The sequence below is a fragment of the Microvirga sp. HBU67558 genome (genome assembly GCF_018069605.1).
GTDB lineage: Bacteria > Pseudomonadota > Alphaproteobacteria > Rhizobiales > Beijerinckiaceae > Microvirga > Microvirga terrae.
In genome coordinates, this window is record NZ_JAGPUP010000523.1 from 1 (window position 1) to 18192 (window position 18192).

The 18192-nt window shown below is 65.3% G+C and carries 20 protein-coding genes; 9 read left to right on the top strand and 11 right to left on the bottom strand.

Annotation, left to right across the window (positions count from 1 at the left end; all coding sequences use genetic code 11):
* Window positions 1-183: 183 nt before the first annotated feature.
* A complete protein-coding gene (locus KBI52_RS16115) occupies window positions 184-408 on the top strand; it encodes a hypothetical protein (RefSeq protein ID WP_173946838.1) in 225 nt (74 codons plus the stop codon).
* 123 nt (window positions 409-531) lie between these two features.
* Window positions 532-966 (top strand): hypothetical protein, encoded by a 435-nt coding sequence (locus tag KBI52_RS16120; protein ID WP_210808673.1) that lies wholly within the window; start codon window positions 532-534, stop codon window positions 964-966.
* Between the two features lie 22 nt (window positions 967-988).
* On the opposite strand, the gene KBI52_RS16125 is transcribed toward KBI52_RS16120, so the two are convergent.
* Together KBI52_RS16125 and KBI52_RS16130 are read right to left on the bottom strand one after the other, a co-directional pair.
* The gene (locus KBI52_RS16125) at window positions 989-1585 is read right to left on the bottom strand and encodes a DNA-3-methyladenine glycosylase (RefSeq protein WP_210808675.1); all 597 of its coding nucleotides are present in this window, start codon (window positions 1583-1585) and stop codon (window positions 989-991) included.
* 10 nt (window positions 1586-1595) lie between these two features.
* Entirely contained in the window at window positions 1596-2456 is an 861-nt protein-coding gene (locus KBI52_RS16130) for an EcsC family protein (RefSeq protein ID WP_210808677.1), read from the bottom strand.
* Window positions 2457-2544: 88 nt separating this feature from the next.
* On the opposite strand from KBI52_RS16130, the gene KBI52_RS16135 reads away from it, so the two are divergent.
* Window positions 2545-3285 carry an extensin family protein gene (locus KBI52_RS16135; RefSeq protein ID WP_210808679.1) on the top strand — a complete coding sequence of 247 codons (741 nt, stop codon included), beginning with the start codon at window positions 2545-2547 and terminating at the stop codon, window positions 3283-3285.
* Here the strand turns inward: KBI52_RS16135 and KBI52_RS16140 are convergent.
* Window positions 3267-3419 (bottom strand): hypothetical protein, encoded by a 153-nt coding sequence (locus KBI52_RS16140; protein WP_210808681.1) that lies wholly within the window; start codon window positions 3417-3419, stop codon window positions 3267-3269. The genes KBI52_RS16135 and KBI52_RS16140 overlap by 19 nt on opposite strands.
* On the opposite strand from KBI52_RS16140, the gene KBI52_RS16145 reads away from it, so the two are divergent.
* Complete coding sequence (locus tag KBI52_RS16145; RefSeq protein ID WP_210808683.1) at window positions 3418-4086, top strand: DsbA family oxidoreductase; 669 nt, start codon at window positions 3418-3420, stop codon at window positions 4084-4086. The two genes, KBI52_RS16140 and KBI52_RS16145, sit on opposite strands and share 2 nt — an antisense overlap.
* A gap of 90 nt (window positions 4087-4176) precedes the next feature.
* Here KBI52_RS16145 and KBI52_RS16150 read toward each other — a convergent pair whose 3' ends face one another.
* Window positions 4177-5157, bottom strand: coding sequence for an aldo/keto reductase (locus tag KBI52_RS16150; RefSeq protein ID WP_173946832.1), 981 nt, complete (start codon window positions 5155-5157; stop codon window positions 4177-4179).
* Window positions 5158-5258: 101 nt separating this feature from the next.
* A complete protein-coding gene (locus KBI52_RS16155) occupies window positions 5259-6965 on the bottom strand; it encodes an IlvD/Edd family dehydratase (protein ID WP_173946831.1) in 1707 nt (568 codons plus the stop codon).
* 66 nt (window positions 6966-7031) lie between these two features.
* Here KBI52_RS16155 and KBI52_RS16160 point away from each other — a divergent pair, with 66 nt between their 5' ends.
* The 4 genes from KBI52_RS16160 (at window position 7032) to KBI52_RS16175 (ending at window position 11709) form a co-directional block, all read left to right on the top strand.
* A complete protein-coding gene (locus tag KBI52_RS16160; protein ID WP_173946830.1) occupies window positions 7032-7709 on the top strand; it encodes a GntR family transcriptional regulator in 678 nt (225 codons plus the stop codon).
* A 194-nt stretch (window positions 7710-7903) separates the two neighbouring features.
* A complete protein-coding gene (locus KBI52_RS16165; RefSeq protein ID WP_173946829.1) occupies window positions 7904-8701 on the top strand; it encodes an HpcH/HpaI aldolase/citrate lyase family protein in 798 nt (265 codons plus the stop codon).
* 436 nt (window positions 8702-9137) lie between these two features.
* Window positions 9138-9833: a gamma-glutamylcyclotransferase gene (locus KBI52_RS16170; RefSeq protein ID WP_210808685.1), complete on the top strand. Its 696-nt coding sequence runs from the start codon at window positions 9138-9140 to the stop codon at window positions 9831-9833.
* 781 nt (window positions 9834-10614) lie between these two features.
* Entirely contained in the window at window positions 10615-11709 is a 1095-nt protein-coding gene (locus KBI52_RS16175) for a replication protein RepA (RefSeq protein WP_173946827.1), read from the top strand.
* Between the two features lie 135 nt (window positions 11710-11844).
* On the opposite strand, the gene KBI52_RS16180 is transcribed toward KBI52_RS16175, so the two are convergent.
* Window positions 11845-12825, bottom strand: coding sequence for an aldo/keto reductase (locus tag KBI52_RS16180; RefSeq protein WP_210808687.1), 981 nt, complete (start codon window positions 12823-12825; stop codon window positions 11845-11847).
* A gap of 347 nt (window positions 12826-13172) precedes the next feature.
* Between KBI52_RS16180 and KBI52_RS16185 the strand changes: the two genes are divergently transcribed.
* Entirely contained in the window at window positions 13173-13634 is a 462-nt protein-coding gene (locus KBI52_RS16185; RefSeq protein WP_210808689.1) for a cupin domain-containing protein, read from the top strand.
* 20 nt (window positions 13635-13654) lie between these two features.
* Here KBI52_RS16185 and KBI52_RS16190 read toward each other — a convergent pair whose 3' ends face one another.
* The 5 genes from KBI52_RS16190 to KBI52_RS16210 form a co-directional block, all read right to left on the bottom strand.
* Complete coding sequence (locus KBI52_RS16190; RefSeq protein WP_210808691.1) at window positions 13655-14422, bottom strand: SDR family NAD(P)-dependent oxidoreductase; 768 nt, start codon at window positions 14420-14422, stop codon at window positions 13655-13657.
* A 31-nt stretch (window positions 14423-14453) separates the two neighbouring features.
* Complete coding sequence (locus KBI52_RS16195; protein ID WP_210808718.1) at window positions 14454-15698, bottom strand: NAD(P)/FAD-dependent oxidoreductase; 1245 nt, start codon at window positions 15696-15698, stop codon at window positions 14454-14456.
* A gap of 297 nt (window positions 15699-15995) precedes the next feature.
* Window positions 15996-16430 carry a potassium channel family protein gene (locus KBI52_RS16200; RefSeq protein ID WP_173946822.1) on the bottom strand — a complete coding sequence of 145 codons (435 nt, stop codon included), beginning with the start codon at window positions 16428-16430 and terminating at the stop codon, window positions 15996-15998.
* 7 nt (window positions 16431-16437) lie between these two features.
* Window positions 16438-17574, bottom strand: coding sequence for a calcium/proton exchanger (gene cax, locus KBI52_RS16205; protein ID WP_210808693.1), 1137 nt, complete (start codon window positions 17572-17574; stop codon window positions 16438-16440).
* A gap of 39 nt (window positions 17575-17613) precedes the next feature.
* Entirely contained in the window at window positions 17614-17904 is a 291-nt protein-coding gene (locus KBI52_RS16210; protein ID WP_210808695.1) for a hypothetical protein, read from the bottom strand.
* Window positions 17905-18192 lie beyond the last annotated feature (288 nt).

The window sequence follows — 18192 nt, forward strand, 5'->3', positions numbered from 1 at the left end:
AGGACTCGAACCTCCACGGGTCTCCCCGCTACCACCTCAAGGTAGTGCGTCTACCAATTCCGCCACGGCCGCGCTTGGATTGGCTAGAGGATCGGAGCGCCGACGGCAAGCCCCGGCCTTGCGCTCCGGAGGTGTCGATCACATCTGCGGCAGGCCCCCACCCACCACAACGAGATGCAGCCGATGAACGACCCGTGCCGATCGCATGCGACCTCTGGCCAAAACGCCGCCCTGGACGACGCGGCCTTCGGGCCGGACGGCCTGGCGGACGAGCTTGCCCTCCTGGCCTCGGCGCTGGACGGGCATGGCTGCCCCTGCGTGGCGGCGGCCTTCCGGCAGGCGGCGCGGCGGCGGCGCGTGCAGAACCTCCTCGAGACCGCCCTGGCTGTCGCGGCCCGGGTCGTCTAGCGGCGGGCCTGGGGCAAGGGGCGCGGCCGGGGTCCGTGCCCTCGCATTCGTCAGACTCATTAAAAAGCCGTCGATGTTCCGGATGACCCCGCTCCGCATCGACCATCATGGGGTACGAGTTCCTTGAGCACCGGCATCGTCGCGACTGCAATCGTTCTGATCATCGGCTACGTCATCGTGTCGAGGGTCGTCGGCCTGGCGTTCCGCTTCGTGGTTCCGCTGGTCATTCTCGTGCTCCTGGGCGGAGCCGGCGTGTTCTCCGGCCTGATGCCGGAGCGCTCCGCCGCCGACCCCTATGGGCCGTACGCAGAGGCCCAGCATCGCCCTGCCGCCATCGGCGACCTGCGCCTGCGCGACATCGCCGACATGGCGGTCGACGCGGTGCGCTCCGTGCTCCAGGGAAGCCTGGCCCTCCTGAACGGCATCTCGGACCCCGAGCCGGGGCGGGAGCCGCACTGGTCGGAGGAGCCGGAGCATGCCCGGCGAGGTGCGCCCTATAGGCCCCAGCCCGGCTTCACCGACGATCCGGGCCGGGACGAGCCAAGGCCCCGGTGGTGATCGGGCCGGCCCGAAATCCCGATCAGATCTTCCGGCTGACGAAGCGCGATCCGGCGAGCGCAAAGCGCCAGAGCCTGTCGGTGGCGCGGGAGATCCCGATCCTCGGCCCCGCGGTCACTTCGACCGGTTCCTCCCGGCCGAAGACCTGGAAGGGCGCCTGGTCCAACGGCAGCCCGTTGTGGGCGATCGTCACGCCCAGGGCCTGACAGAGCCGACCAGGGCCCGCGCAGAGAAGGCGAGGATCGTCGAGCCCTCGCCGCGCCATCATCGTCCCGAGTCCGGCGGTGGGCTCCAGGGCCCGGATCAGGACCGCGCTCCCCGGCAGGCAGACGACGTTGAGACACCAGTGGATCCCGTAGGATCGGTACACGTAGGCATGACCGGCCGGACCGAACATGGCCGCGTTCCGTACGGTCGGGCCGCAGAAGCTGTGCGAGGCCGGATCGTCGCCCGTGTAGGCCTCGGTTTCGACGATCACGCCGCCGATTCCCTCGACGAGCAGGGTTGCCCCGACAAGATCCTGGGCGATGGTGACGGCGTCGCGGGCGAAGAACGCCGACGACAGGATCCCGGCGTTGCGCGATGACTTCGGCGAGGACTTGGGCGACGACTTGGGCATGTGCACGGGCTCACACGCCTTCCTGAGACCGGATCCGGTCATAGGCCGCCCGCACCGTCCCCTTGCCGTAGATCCGCTCCAGCCGGCGTACGGTGAAATGTCCGCGGGCCAGCGTCTGGAAGTGATCGATGAAGGCAGCGTTGACCGCCGCGCCTCCGATCGCCCCGATCACCGGAACCGCCTGGGCGGCGACCTTCTGCGACACGACCACCCCGAAGCGGGCTCCGATCTGGGCCACCAAGCGGAGGATGGCCGAGGTGCTCTCGTCGACGACGCCGCGCCCGGCCATCTGCTGCAGGGCGCGGGTGACGGACTTCGCCATGGCGGCCCGCACGGCGAAGTAGCCGGCCTCGTGCAGGTTGTCGGAGCCGGAATGCCCGCCCAGGGCGAAGACCTGGACGCAGGCCAGGGCCGTCTCGGGATCCTCGAGGTTCTCGCCCTCGCTCTGGGCGACGCGGGCGATCGACCGCAGCATGATCGTGGTCGAGACCGGAAGCTCCACCAGAACCGCCGAGATGCCGAGCGCCCCGCCCATGGCTCCGGACAGGGCGGCCAGCGCCTTGTGAACGCGGGTCTCGGGGTCCCTGCCCGTCTTTGGGATCGTCTTCAGGGCATAGCGCAGGGCGCGGGTCAGCGCCGTCTGGGTAGCCTTCGAGATCACGTCCGAGACCGGCACCGGAAGCGCCTGCCCGAGCAGCTCGACCGGCCGACCGGCCAGGGCCGAAAGCCGGGCCACGTAGCTCGGCCCCTCGAGGGCGAGCACGGCCTGCCGCAGCGCCTCGCGATCCTCGTCCGAGAGGGCGATCTCCGGCGGGGCGGCGCGATCTGCGGTTGGTGGCGGCGGTGTCTGGGGTCGAAGGTCGTGGCTCATGCCCTCTAATTGGGGATCCGAAGCCGCTACGCACAGGTCGCAACCCTTCAACTCAGCTTGGCGTTGATCTGGAAGGCTGGAGGAGCCGATGTTGATCAGATCCGCCGCGGCTTTCGTGTCCGTGTTGATGGCCCAGGTCGCCGCGGCGCAGCCCGTTCCCCCTCTGCCGCCCCCACGGCCCGTCGAGCCTCCTTCTCCCGCTCCTGCTCCTCGGCCCGAGCCTTCCCCGGCGCCCACCGCCGCCGCGCCACCGGCCCTTCCGGCAGCCGACGATTGCCTGGCCGGACTGAAGGCGGCCGGGTTCGAGATCGAGCCAGCGGAGCCGCCCCAGGTCTCGAACGACCTCTGCCGGATCGAGACGCCGGTGCGGCTCAAGGCCGTGCCGGTTCCGACGAAGCCGGAGACAGCTGTCCGGCTCGCCAACCAGCCGGTCCTGGCCTGCCGCTTCGCCGGACCGTTCGGGCACTGGATCGGCGATCTCGTCGCCCCGCTCGTCGCGGGCATCAAGGGGAGCGACCTGAAAGCCGTCCAGACCGGCCCGGGCTTCGAGTGCCGCAACCGGAACCGAGCCGCCACGGGCAAGCTCTCGGCCCATGCGCAAGGGCTCGCGATCGACATCGCCGGCTTCGAGCTGGCCAACGGGGCGACCCTGCGGATCAAGCCTGAACCCGACGCCGCACCGGATCCGGCACTCGCAGCCCTGCGGACGGCGGCCTGCGGCTGGTTCACGACGATCCTCGGTCCCGGTTCGGACGAGGCGCACCACGACCACCTGCACGTCGACATCGAGCAGCACGGATCGAGCGACCGCTACCGGATCTGCCAATAGGCGATCGTCGCGGCACGGATCGCCTGAACGTGAACGAAGACCTCGAGGGTTCGTCCCCTAGAGGTCTCGACACTGTGATATCTCAGCAATCCCGTGACCTCACGCTTTCCACGAACGACCGCGAGCAGCGCCATGACCCAGCACCTGAAGATCGACTTCGTCTCCGACGTGGCCTGCCCCTGGTGCGTCATCGGCCTGCGGGGGCTCGAGCAGGCGCTCGCCAACGCCGCGGACGCGGTCGAGGCCGACATCACCTTCCAGCCGTTCGAGCTCAATCCGGGGATGTCCGCAACGGGGCAGAATCTTGTCGAACATATCATGGAGAAGTACGGTTCCACGGCGGAGCAGTCGGCCGCCAGTCGCGCGATGATCCGATCGCGCGGCGCCGAGGTTGGCTTCACGTTCAACATGACGGAGGAGAGCCGGATCTACAATACGTTCGATGCCCACCGGCTGCTCCACTGGGCGGGGATCGTCGGACGCCAGCGGGAGCTGAAGCTCTCGCTGTTCAAGGCGAACTTCACCGATGGCGCAAACCTATCCGACCATGGAGTGCTCGTGGATGCTGCGGTCGCGGCCGGCCTCAATGGGGATGAGGCGCGCGAGATCCTGGCGTCGGGACGCTATGCGGAGCAGGTCCGCGGTGCCGAGCGTGAGTGGAGTGCCCGCGGCATCCGCTCGGTCCCGGCCATCGTGATCAACGGAACCTGGCTGATCTCGGGCGGCCAGCCGGCCGGTGCCTTCGAGCAGGCGCTGCGCGGCATCGCCGCCGAACTTGAGCAAGCCTCGGCCGGCGCATGACCGCGCGTCGATTGGGGCATCGCGGACGCTTTGAGCCTCCGCGGGCCATTTCGACAGGCTCAGACCCGGCGCCCAATCCGATGCAGGCCCTCACCAGCGCTGATGCACATGCGGGCGGATCAGACGGTCGTAGATGCTCCGGGCGGCATCCATCTGGTCTGCCGTCAATGCAGGCAGCTCAGCCGCCCGCGCATTCGAGACCGCCTGGTCCGGATTGCGCGCCCCTGGAATGACGACCGTCACGGCTTCGCTCATCAGGATCCATCGAAGCGCGAACTGCGCCATCGGCAGGGTGCCGGCCACCGACCGCAACTCCTCGACGGCCTTCAGGCCCACCTCGAACGGGACGCCCGAGAACGTCTCGCCGACGTCGAACGCCTCTCCGTGCCGATTGAAGGCCCGATGATCATCGGCCGCGAACTGACTGCTGTCGCTCAACTTGCCGGTCAGCAGGCCGCTGGCGAGCGGCACCCGGGCGATCACCGCCACCTGGCGCTCCTGAGCCAGGCGGAAGAACAGTTCGGCCGGACGCTGACGGAAGAGGTTGTAGATGATCTGCACGCTCGCGATCGGGTATTCGAGAGCTTTGATGGCCTCCTCGACCTTTTCGACGCTCACGCCGTAGTGTCTGATCTTGCCAGCTTGGACCAACCGGTCGAGGGCCTCGAACACCTCAGGACGGTAGTAGACGTCCGTGGGCGGGCAATGGAGCTGCACCAGGTCGAGCGCATCGGTCTGCAACCGTTCCAGCGAGCCTTCGACAAAGCGCGTCAGCGCGTCGGCCGTATAGGCGCCCGCCACATGAGGGTTCAGCTGACGACCGGCCTTCGTCGCGACGATCACGTCATCCTGGTGTCTTTGCTTCAGGACGCGAGCGATCAATCGTTCGGAGCGACCGCCGCCATAGACGTCAGCCGTGTCAATGAAGGTGACGCCGGCATCAAGGGCCGCATGGAGGGCGGCTTCGGCGTCGTGCTCGGAGACGTTGCCCCAGCTGCCGCCGATGGCCCAAGCGCCGAAGCCGACCTCCCCGACCTGCTGACCTGTTCTGCCGAATGAGCGCTTCTTCATGGAGTGATGTCCTGGCTGATGGAAAGGGGAAGGCCTAGTCCGCCCGATCGGGCGTCGCAAACCCGGCAAGGGAATGGTCTCGTGTGCGTTCGAGAATGGGGTCAGCAGAAATCGAAGTCGCAGCCCTCGTCGGCCTGCAACACGCTCCTGAGATAGAGGCCCCAGTATCCTCGCTTCTCCTCGAACAGGTGGTGCGGCGGCCGCCATTCCTGGGCGCGGCGCCCGAGTTCGACTTCGTCTACGAGAAGCTCGAGACGCCGCTCGGACACATCCAGCCGGATCAGGTCTCCGCTGCGCACGAGCCCCAAGGGGCCGCCGGTCGCGGATTCGGGAGCGACGTGGAGCACGATCGTCCCGAAGGCGGTGCCGCTCATGCGCGCGTCCGAGATCCGGACCATGTCCGTCACGCCTGCCTGGGCGAGCTTCTTCGGGATCGGCAGATAGCCGGCCTCGGGCATCCCGGGGGCGCCTTTCGGGCCGGCATTGCGCAGGACGAGAACGTCGTCCGCCGACACGTCGAGCTCCGGATCGTCGATGCGGGCGACGAGATCCTCGACAGACTCGAACACGACCGCGCGGCCGGTATGCTGCAGGAGCTCGGGCGAGGCCGCCGAGTGCTTGATCACCGCCCCGAGGGGAGCAAGATTGCCGCGCAGGACGGCCATGGCACCTGTCCCTTTGAGAGGATTGTCCCGGCTCCGGATGATCGTCTGCCCAGGCACGTTCTCGGCATGATCGGCAATGGACCCGATGGTCTCGCCCGTGACCGTAACGGCGTCCAGATCGAGGTGATCGCGCAGTTCCTGCAGCAGGCGGGGAACGCCGCCGGCCCAGTGGAAGTGCTCCATGTACTTGGCCCCCGAGGGTTTCAGGTCCACGAGGACAGGAACGTCGCGCCCTATGCGATCGAACTCTTCCAAGTCGATTTTCAGGCCGCGCCGACGCGCGACCGCGGCCAGATGGATGAGGCCGTTGGTCGAACCGCCGATGGCCTGCAACACCACCATGGCATTGCGGAAAGCCGCCTCGGTCAGTAGCTCGCTGGGGCGGATCCCGCCCTCTGCCAATGAAACGGCCTGGCGGCCGCTCGCCTCGGCGGCCCGGATCCGATCGGCATGCGTGGCCGGTATCGAGCCGGTTCCCGGCAGGGCGATGCCGAGCGCCTCGACGAGACAGCCCATGGTGCTTGCGGTGCCCATGACCATGCACGTGCCTTGGGTCGGGGCCAGACGGCCGCTGACGACCTCGACCTCGTCCTGGTCCATAGCCCCGGCCCGGTGCTGCCCCCAAAGGCGGCGGCAATCGGTGCAAGCCCCCAGCATCTCGCCCTTGTGGTAGCCGACCAGCATCGGGCCCGTGATCAGTTGGATCGCCGGAACATCGGCGCTCGCAGCCGCCATGAGCTGCGCTGGCACGGTCTTGTCGCAGCCTCCGATCAGCACCACCGCATCCATCGGCTGAGCGCGGATCATCTCCTCCGTGTCCATGGCCATGAGGTTGCGCAGGAACATGCTGGTCGGGCTGGCGAAGGATTCGTGGATGGAGATCGTGGGGAACTCCATCGGCAGTCCGCCGGCCAGCATGACGCCCCGTTTCACAGCCTCGATCAGGCGGGGCACGTTGCCGTGGCAGGGATTGAAGTCACTGAAGGTATTGGTAATTCCAACGATGGGGCGTTCCAGAGCATCGTCGGAGAAGCCGGCCGCTTTGATGAAAGCCTTGCGCAGGAACAAGGAGAAGCCGGGGTCGCCATAACTGGTGAGATTGCGTCGCAGGCCGAAAGCGGAAGGCTTGGGATTATTGGTCATGACGACAGATCATTGGTGTGCTAACAGGATTGTCAACAATAATGTCGGAGACCAAGCGAGGATCGCATGGATGGCGGGGAACGTCAGGCTTCGACCGATCGTGTGAGACTGGTAGCCAATGCCCTTGAGGAGGACATCGTCCTGGGATGGCTGCAGCCGCGGGAGAGACTGATCGAGGAAGACATCGCAGCTCGTTTCGACGTCAAGCGGCATGTGGTGCGCGAGGCGATTGCCGAACTCGAACGCATGGGGCTGGTCGAGCGCGTTCAGAACAAGGGCGCGACGGTGCGCATGATGAGCCCGACGGATGTCCGCCAGATCTATTTCGTCCGGGAGGCTTTGGAGACCCTGGCGGCGCGAGAAATCCCGCTGCCGCCCCGACCGGAGACGATTGCGAGGCTGATCGAAATCCACGGGCAGCATTCGGCTGCAGTCGAGAATGGCGATGCCCGGGCCGCGTTCAGGGCGAACATGGCGTTCCACACTGCGCTTTTCGAAGCCTGTGGCAATCCGCACCTCATCGAAGCGATCCGCACCCTCGCGCAGAAGGCTCACGGAGTTCGCTCCTATACGGCGGCAAATCCCATGCTCCTCGCCAGGGCGAGGGACGACCATCAAGCGATGATCGAGGCACTGGAAGCCTCCGATCGGGAGAGGCTGATTCAGCTTTGCCAGGATCACCTCAGACCGGCTCGGGAGGCCTACATCGCCTCCGTGGAGCAACGCTTCGGCAAGGCTGGCTGATGATCACTGTCGATGACGGGCCTCGACGTGATGGCAGGCGAGACAGAGTGCAAGCGCATGAGGCGGAAGGTCTGTCGCTTGTACCCTCCGAGCGATGCGCTGCTTTTGGGAGAAGCTCCGGCTTCGACCGGAAAGTGGCCGGTATTACCATCAAAGCAACCGAAGCAATGATTCAAACACAAGGGTGATCAACGATGGACCTTCAGCGCAACGCTTTCAAAACCGCTCTCAAGGCGGAGAAGCTGCAGATCGGGCTCTGGAGCAGCCTCTGCAGCAACATCGTGGCGGAGATCATCGCCCAGAGCGGATTCGACTGGATCCTTCTCGATATGGAGCATTCCCCGAACGAAGTTCCGGGGATCCTGAGCCAGCTTCAGGCACTCGCTGGCGGAACGGCGACACCCATCGTGCGTCCCGCCTGGAATGATCCCGTCCTCATCAAACGTCTCCTCGACATCGGGGCGCCCGCCGTTCTGATCCCCTTTGTTCAAACCGCTCAGGAAGCAGAACAAGCCGTCGCGGCCTGTCGCTATCCTCCGGCAGGCATCCGCGGCATCACGTCGGTGAGCCGCCCCAGCGGCTACGGACGGCTGCCGGCCTACCTCAAGCAGGCCGATCAAGAGACCTGCGTTCTTGTGCAGATCGAGACGTCTCAGGCTCTGGCAGACTTGGAGGCAATCGCCAATGTCGAGGGTGTCGACGGCGTGTTCGTCGGACCGGCGGATCTGTCCGCATCCTTGGGCCATATCGGAAACCCTCAGCACCCCGAGGTACAGGCTGCCATTCGAGATGCCGTTCGGCGGCTTCAGGCTATCGGGAAGCCCGCCGGCATTCTTGCCCCGCGAGAGGCGGATGCCCGGCGCTACATTGAATGGGGCTATGGGTTCGTTGCCGTCGGGTCCGATCTGGGACTTCTGGTCAAAGGCGCCGACGACTTGGCTCAGAGCTTCCGATCGAGTTCCTCGGGAAGCTCTCTGCCAGAAGGCCGATGAGAGCTCGATGGGCGACGGTGATGGCCCCTTGAGGCCGCCGGTCCAAGCTGGAATAGGCCATGATGAAGGATGGATCGGGACCCACGCGACAGCGTCACCGAGTGCCTGGCCGAGCAAGGCAGAGCGACTCGGGACCGCCTCCCAGGTTCCCGCCAAACGTCAAGGGCGGTTCCTAGAAGGATTCATTGTCGGGGATCCTGCGGGAGACATCTGCCCGGGGTTACCCCCATATTCCCTGCCGCGCCGGTCCATTGAATGCGCTACCCTTATGCAAGAACCCGGCCCATTACGTGGCACTGCCATGCGTCTGGGACATGAACATACGGGGGCTTCAACACCTACATATCATCCACTGTCTCGGATCGAGGGCAAGTGGATCCTCTTCGGGACGCAAGTTGCTCGCGGCTCGGTTTCGGCCGCGAAAGCGGAGAACGGAATGGAAGGATCGATCGGGAAGAACAAGCATCCCCTCACCCGGGAAGCTTTGCAGAACGGCTTCGTCAGCGAGATGATCGCGCGATCGGGGAGCAACCTTCGGGTGCTTGGCGACGAAGAGCGGCGGCGATCCCTGGAAGCGACGCTCGCTGCTCAACCCGCTCCGGGCGATGATGTCTGGCTGTTCGGCTATGGTTCCCTGATCTGGAACCCCGCCTTCCACTATGCCGAGCGTCGACCCGTCCTGATCCGGGGCTGGCATCGCCAGTTCTGTCTGGCCACCCCCATCGGGCGCGGAACGCCGGAGCGCCCCGGCCTGGTTCTGGGACTTGATCGAGGAGGCTCCTGCAGGGGTGTGGCATTTCGCATCCCGCGTTCCGAGGCGGAAACGGAACTCGAGCTGGTCTGGCGGCGCGAAATGGTGACGGGAGCGTATGTGCCGCGCTGGGTCACGCTGTCCGGCCCGGACCTGCCCACCGGCGCCGCGGGCATCGCTTTCACCATCAACCGGGCAGCACCGAATTATGTGCGTCCCGTCTCGGAGGCCGACACGGCCCGGGTGATCGCCACCGCCCATGGGGCGCTCGGCTCATGCCGGGATTATCTCTTCGACACGATCCACGGTCTGGAGGGATTTGAGATCCACGACCAGCATCTCAAGAGGATTGCGCGGCTGGTGCGTGAATACCGGGACTGAGAGATCGATAGCCCAAGTCGCGCTCCATTCCGGACCTACGAAGAGTTCGATTCGCCCTCGAATCGGCGGGTCAGAGCCGCAGAGCCTTCATGACACCCGAGATTGCGGGATGAACATTCCCTCCAAAAAAGAGACTTTCAGACCCATAGGTAAGTATTTGAATTGACTCAGTTTCAGCAAGATTATGAGTCAGATATATGCAGGAGGCGAAAGCTCAATCGCATCAGACTTTTAGTCGTGAAGTCCGCATAGGAGTCTGCGTGGTCCCGTATCGAACTCTGCGCTCGGCTGTATCGGACTCGGCGTGGGAAAACCGGGCCTCAACATAGGAGTCTGCGCGCTCGCGCATCGGACTCGGCGCGGCCACTGTGCTAAAGGCCTGTCGATCAAGTCGAAATTTTCATGAAGCCTGCATCGAACTCTGCGCAGACTTGAAGCCTTTCCGCTTGGAAGGAGTTCGAACTTCCAATGGGCCGGCGTTTTGACCAGAGCGTATCGAACTCTGCGCACCTCCGGCCGGTACGCCGGAGTCCCAGCAGCCTTTCCCTACCCTGCTGGGCGTATTGAACTCTGCGTGGTCCTGACTGGGCTACGCTAGGGACGCGGGCATCGGAGAAGTCCGATCTGTTCCCAATGATCTCGGTTGACCCTTCCTGCGCGGAGGCGCGACGAAAGCTCTGGATAACTCTCGATCTCCGGTCATCACGAGGAACCCGATCCCGGCATTGGGGCGTTGCGAGTCCGCGAGCCACCTCCACGCCCGACGAGTTCAAGAGGCAATATGACCGCTGAAGACCATCTTGCCACGATCCGTGATGCCGATCTCCTGGAAGAGGTCGAGCGCGCGCGCGGCCATTTCATGTTCAAGACTATTGTCGAGCACATTGCCCATAAACAGGAACAGCGCGACGCCCAGCAGGCGAAGCAATCTGCCGTCGAGGCCCGGCGTGCGGCCATGAGCCGAGATCAAAGACGTCGCGATGCCGTGCGTGAAGTGATCGAAGCCGCACCGAGCTCCCCGGAAAACATCCAGAACATTCACAGCGTTCTGGCCCTGTGCGGGCTCCCGTATAGGGAACCAAAGGGTGAGCGCGAGTTCTTCCGCGAGTATGGTCGGAACACGCTCAGCATCATGGCTGGTCGCCTCAAGAACCCGAAGACGGGCCAGATGGAGGTTCAGGGGCTCCCCTATGGGCCAAAGGCTCGTCTCGTTCTGCTTCACCTCTGCACCGAGGCCGTTCGTCAGCGCAGCGCCCGGATCGAGGTTGCAGACAGTCTCTCCGGCTTCATCAAGCAGATGGGCTTCCCCGTGACGGGCGGCGAGCGCGGGACGCTCCGGCAGTTCAAAGAGCAGTTGAACCGGCTGGCAGCCTGCACGATGCAGATCGGTCTCTGGGACGGCGCATCGCGATCGAGCACGTTGAACGTCCCACCGTTCCGGCAGCTCGATATCTGGCTGACCGGCAGTTCCGATCAGGGTTTGCTCTGGTCGAACACCGTTCAGTTCCACGCCGACTTCTATGACAATCTCATTCAGCACGCGCTTCCGGTCGACATCCGGGCCGCGCGGGCGTTCTCCGGCTCAGCCCGGAAGCTCGACATGCTGTTCTGGCTCGGATACCGCCTGCGGACGGTGCAACGGCCGTTGAAGTTGAGCTGGGACAATCTTCATCAGCAATTCGGCTCCGACAACGCCAGCATCCGGAGCTTCAAGCAGGCCTTCAAGGGAGACTTGGCCCATATCAAGGAGGTGTTCCCGCGCCTGCGCGTGTCGCTCGACGACGGCGGGATGCTCCTGCTCCCGACGGACCCGAGCGAACTTCTGGTCCAACCCAGACGCCCCAAAGCAGAAAAGCTCAGTGCATCAGCCGCTTAAGAGCGCAGACTTCGATTCGCTCCGGTCTCGAAACCCCTGGATCATGACCATCGGGCGTACGCATCCGCGCGCTGGATATGGCTGGGGCAGTCCCGACGGACATCGGTTACGCGGTGGCGCATGGCATGCTGCCGCTTAAACGAACCCGGCGAGAGCGTGCGGCACATATGCCTCTTCCAGTTGCGCAATCTCCTCCGGTGTCAATTCGAGGGACAGAGCAGCTACGGCATCGTCCAGGTGCTGCGGCTTCGTGGCGCCGATGATCGGTGCGGTCACGACCGGCTTGTGCAGCAGCCAAGCCAATGCGACCTGCGCCCGCGGAACGCCCCGTCGGGCCGAGATCTCAGCCACCCGCTCCACCACCTTGCGATCCGCCTCCGCGGTCGTGGCATACAGCGACTTGCCGAATTCATCCGTCTCAGAACGGGCGCTGCTCTCGTCCCAGTCACGGGTCAGGCGGCCGCGGGCGAGCGGACTCCAGGGGATGACGCCGATGCCCTCGGCCTGGCACAGACGCAGCATTTCCCTCTCTTCCTCACGGTAGAGGAGATTGTAGTAGTTCTGCATCGACACGAACCGTGTCCAGCCGTTCAGGTCCGCCGTGTAGAGCGCCTTGGCAAACTGCCAGGCATACATGGATGAGGCTCCGATGTAGCGAGCCTTGCCGGCCCTGACGACATCGTGCAAGGCCTCGAGCGTTTCCTCGATGGGTGTCGCGTAGTCCCAGCGATGAATCTGGTAGAGGTCGACATGATCGGTGCCGAGCCGGCGCAGACTGTTGTCGATCTCGGTCATGATGGCAAGGCGGGACAGCCCGGCTCCATTCGGCCCCGGGCGCATTCGGCCATGAACCTTTGTGGCGATCACCACCTCGTCCCGTCTCGCGAAATCCTTGAGCGCGCGGCCGACAATTTCCTCGCTTGTGCCGTCGGAATAGACATTGGCCGTGTCGAAGAACGTGATGCCGAGCTCAAGGGCATGCTTGATGAAGGGCCGGCTCTGCTCCTCGTCCAGAGTCCAGGGATGGCTTCCGCGACCGGGAACCCCGTAGGTCATGCAGCCGAGACACAGGCGGGAAATCTCAAGGCCGGAGCGGCCGAGCCTCACGTAATCCATGACCGTGTTCTCCTCCTATTCGCTGTACCGACGCCGGCCTCATCGCCACCCGGACCGGAAACAGGGGCAAGGCTTTGGTCGAAATCCCGAGCTGATGGACGAGTTATAAGGCTCATTGGGGGATCGACCAGCGGTCGGCCGACTGTCGGCAGACCCATCGAGGCGATACAGGCGTGACAGCAGGCTTGCCGTCCACGGCACTGCCAACCTGGTTCCATTCATGGGGCCCATACATGACTGAGGCTCATCGGTCCATGCAGACCCAGGCCTCTCATCGTTTCGGCGGAACGGACCTAGATACATCGCCGACAGCAGCCTCACTGATTCCGAACACAAGGACTTCGACCATGGACATCACGAGAGCCGGATCACAGCCATCCGGGAAGGGACCGCACGAATACTTCACCGGGACAGTGCGCATCGACCCCCTGTTCAGCCCGCCCGATCCGGCGCGGGTCGCCGGTGCCCTCGTGACCTTCGAGCCCGGCGCCCGCACCGCTTGGCACACCCATCCGCTCGGGCAGACCCTCATCGTCATGACGGGCCGCGGCCTCGTTCAGCGCGAGGGCGGTCCGGTCGAAGAGATCCGGCCCGGCGACGTGGTCTGGTTCCCTCCAGGCGAGAAGCACTGGCACGGCGCGTCTCCGACCACGGCCATGAGTCACATCGCCATCCAGGAGAAGCTCGACGGTTCACCCGTGGACTGGATGGAGCACGTCACCGACGATCAGTACGGGACGTCGTCCAAGGCGCAAGTTACCGTCAGGTCCGCCCCGGACAGATCCAGCGATATTCAACCCGAGCCTTGAGCCGGAGGCCCCGTCTCGATTCAGAACAGCGTCATGCCGGTCAGAGCAGCAAGTCTGGTCATGAGCGCGTCCTGGAACACGGGATCGGACGCTTCCGCGGCCGGGGCCTGCCGCTCGCGGTGGTACCAGTACCCACCGCTGACCATTGCGGCCGGATCGTTGCTCGTCGCGAGCCAAGTCTGGGTGCGATGGCCCTCCTCCAGATCGTCCGGCGCTCCACGACCACCCATCCGGGTCGGGACCCAGCCTGGATCGACCGCATGGCTCAAGACCTCCGGCCAGTGCCGAGCGACGGCAAGAGCGAGCGCTGCAACGTAGAGCTTGCTTTCCGAGTAAGCGCGGGTTGCATCCCAGCGGCGCTCGGTCCAGTCGATATCGTGCAGCGGCCCGGTGCCGCCCCGGTGCATGCCGCTGCTCAGGTAGATCAGCCGTTGAGGGCGTTCGACCAGGGCCGTCAGCATGTACGGGGCAAGCGTGTTGACCGCGAGAATGGCCGCGTGCCCCTCCGGGGTCGCCGACCGGTCCTTCACCGCATAGATGCCTGCATTGTGGATCACGGCATCCATGCGACCGAGGGCATTGACCTGAGCCGCGACTGAGCGGGTCTCTGTTGCACTGCCCAAGTCACCGACCACGACGCCGGCCGCACGCGGCGAAAGATCCACGAGCGCTGAGGCGCGCTGCGCGGATCGTGCATGCAGAACGACCCGGTGCCCCTGCCCGATCAGAGCCTGAGCGGCTGCGCGGCCCAGCCCTTCCGTGCTGCCGGTAATGAAGATCAAAGCCATGGCGCTCCCCCTGTTCCTTGACGCCGTAAACTTAGGACGCGCGAGCACCGAGCGCAGCGATGACCTCCTCGGCAGCCCGCAGCCCGCTCTGGTAAGCGCCGTGGGCCGTCGAGAAGTCGTACCGCTCCGTCGCCTCCCCGGCGAAGAACAGCCGTTGGTCGAAGGGACGGGCGAGCTGATCCCGAGCGCCCGCGCACCCGGGAAGGGCATAGCTGTAGGCGCCTCCCACATGCTCCATGCGGCTCCAGTCGGACACCGCCAGCGGACGGAGCGTGGCGCGGACCTCCGAGCCGAACAGCGCCGCAAGCTGATCGACGGCATGGACGAAGCCGGCCGCAGGTCCGCTCTCGGCCAACGCACGGGCACCCTCCCCGCCGGAGAATCCCTCGATCACAGGCCGACCGAACGGGCGGATATAGTAGGACCCCGTGCGGGCGTCGTGTGGATCACCAATCACATGGGTCTCCGGTTCGAAGGGACTGTTGCCCACGATTTCCAGGAACACCTTCTCGTTCCGGCCGAGCGGCAGGCTTCCGGCGGCATGTCGCCAATCGTCGAGTGAGGCCGGCAGCCTGATCGTCCCACCGGCGAGCACCGAGGTCGAAACGGTGAGGATGGCGCTTCGCGCCGTGATCGAACCGGCGCGTGTCACGATGCTCACACCGTCGACATCAAGATCGATGGCTTCAACCGGAGTGGCGACGCGCAGCGCGACGGTAGCCGGCAGGCCTGCCGCGACGAGGGTGCCGTATCCCGCCGGGACCCGCCAGTTATACCTGGTTGAAGCCCTGTCGTAGGCGAGATAATCGGCAACCGAGAGACGTTCGAGGCTGGCTCCGCTGATATAGCCGCTGATCGCCTGAAGATAGGCGTTCCATGCCCCGCCCGGCTGCAGCGCATCGGCCGCGCAGTCCCTTGGCGTGGGCTCGCTGACCAAGCGCTCGTGCCATGCGGCATAAGCCTCATCGGCGGCTTCCTGCTCCGCCTGGGAAAAGCCGAGGTCGCCATATTGCTGGTTCCAGGCCGACCGCCTGCGGTCCACGGCGAAACCGGACGCTTCGGCGATGCCGACCCACGGATTGCGATCGGCTGAATGGAGCCAGCCGCAGCCGAGATCGAGCGCATGCCCGGCGATGTTGACCGTTAGGGCACGGCCACCGATCCGCTGCGATGCTTCCAGCAACAGCGTGGACAGTCCATGATCCGCCGAACGACGCGCGGCCCCAATCCCTGCGGCGCCACCTCCGATGATGACGACGTCCCAGTCGATGCCCATCCATTCGGTCCATTCGCTACGATCACGGTCACCTACACCCGCCACGTTCGAGCGTCCACGGGAAAGCCGACCGAAGCGTTCCCGGGCCTCACGTCAATAGACCGAAGGCGGTTTTGGTTCAGCCCCGATCAACCACCGCATCAGAAGTCATGTTCGCGGCCGCCGAGGATGATCGGCTTTGGACCGGCGTATGGGCCGGACGATGCAGCCGAACGCGCGACCGCGGAAATGCGGCTAGTCCAGGCATTGGAAGACCGGTGCGAACCCTATCAAGGCGTCTCGCACATCTGCACGCGATCACGCCCCGGTCGTCTGGTCGCGGAGCCGCATACCCTGCCTCATCACCTCGAAGATGACCGCAGTCGACCAGCCGAACAAGAGCACGCCGTTCATGGCCGCCATCGGTCCGAGCAGGCGCCAGTGCTCTCCGGGCAAGACGTCACCGTAGCCCAGCGTCGTGTAGTTCACGAACGCGAAGTACAGCACGTCGGCCCCGGGAGGAGCGACATCCAGGATCGCATAAGCGAGCGACCAAGTGATGACCTCGGCCACATGAGCGACCAGGAGCACTCCGACGACCGCCACCATGAGGACGGAAAGCCAGGTCTGTCCCGAACTGTGCTTCCATTTCAGCACCCGGCGGCCGGTTGCCACGACTGCCGCCATCACGATGGCATGGATGGCAATGTTGCCCAGGCTGACGGCGCCACCCACGAGGAGTTGTCGCAACATGGTCCACCTATTGCGGCGTCGGGGACGGGATGAGGTACAGGATGGCCGCGATGATGACGTAGAGTGCCACCAACTGGGCGCCTTTGAACCAGTTGGATTGGCCTGTCGTCGCAACAGTTGCGCCCAGGAGTACCGCCCCGAACAGCATCCACATCTCGGCCTGGGAGAACACCAGGCGGAACTCCGCCGGTCCGATGGCCGGTGCGAGCAGCACGAGGACGGGGGCGACGAAGAGGGCGATCTGCACGCAGCTTCCCAGGGCGATGCCGATGCTCAGGTCGACACGGTCGGCCCGACCCATGGCGATCGCCGAGCCGGACTCGGCGGCGCCGCCGACGAGCGCGAGCACGATCACCCCCATGAACATCTGCGACATGCCCAGCGCATGGCCGGCCTGCTCGGCGGCGCCCACGAGGATCTCGCTCATCCATGCGGCACCGAGGGACGCGCCCAGCAGCGTCGCGACACCCCATGCGAGGCTGGGATGATCGTGCGTTCCGGTGTCGGCGGCGGGGGAGCTCAGTTCGGCGAAGGTTTCCGGATGGGTCTTCAGGGAGTAGAGCAGGAAGAGCCCGTAGAGGCCGAGCAGGACGGCGGCCACGACGAGATCCAGGGTGGCGTGCACCCCGAGGTGCGATTCCTCTTCCAGGACACGGTGGAAGGCGCTAGGGAGCGCCAGGCTGATCCAGGCGAGCACCATGGTCGACGAGTAGGTTCTCACTGCGTCTGGATTGTATTTCTGCGTGTGATGCCGGAGGCCGCCGAGCAGAAAGGACAGGCCGAGCGCCACCAGCAGATTGGCGAGTAGGGCTCCGACGATGGAGGCGCGCACCATTTCCACGAGGCCCGCGCGCAGGGCCGTCATGGCGATGATCAGCTCCGGGAGGTTGCCGAAGGTGGCGTTGAGCAGACCTCCAATCGTCGACCCGGTATGGGCGGCGACCTGCTCGGTTCCCTGAACGATGAGCTTGGCGAACGGCATGATGGCCAAGGCGGCACAGAAGAAGATGATTCCGGCCGGAGCGATGCCTGCATGATCGAGACTCGCGGCGATGGGTGCGAGAACCAGGAGCCACAGAAGAGATGGCTTCAGCCAGGAGGCCACGGGCGCGAGGCGTGCGTCGGGATAGGGCTTGTCCGTCATGATATCGTCTCTTTCCCGCGTGGGTCTGGACAGCTCGGCTCACCGCCCGTTGTCGATCTCGACCGAGCGGCAGACCCCTCCGACCGGGCATTGCGCGACGTCGGCTGTCCTGACCCAGGCGGGACGTGCGGTTTCCTGGAACGCGCAGAAGCTCCCATCGCGAACGTAGCGATCGTAGGTTGCCGGTCCGGTACGCAGCACGGCCGCACCCCGCGAAGCCACGATCCCTCTGACCTGGGCGCAGGTCATCGCAAGGGTCGTGGAGCCTGACTGGGCGTCGGCACCTGTGACGAAGCCCGCAGCGACGGCGGCCACCAGGAGTGCCCTCATGGCTTGTCTGCCTCTCGAAAGGCACCATAGCCGAGCGGGAACTCAGCGCTTGATCGGACGGGACAACCTCTTGACACTTTGCGCCGCCGCATGGGGCGAGCCGATCACCGCCCGGTGGCGTCGGAGGAGCGAGGACGGAGCGAGGGCACCACCCTGCTCCCAACCTTCGTCTCAGCGCCCGCCCAGGTGCCGCTTCCAACCATGCACCGGCTACCTCTCCATAGGACTCCCGGAGGCTGACCGTATCCGGCAGACCAGGAAGCACCCGCCATCGACGCGACGCCCATG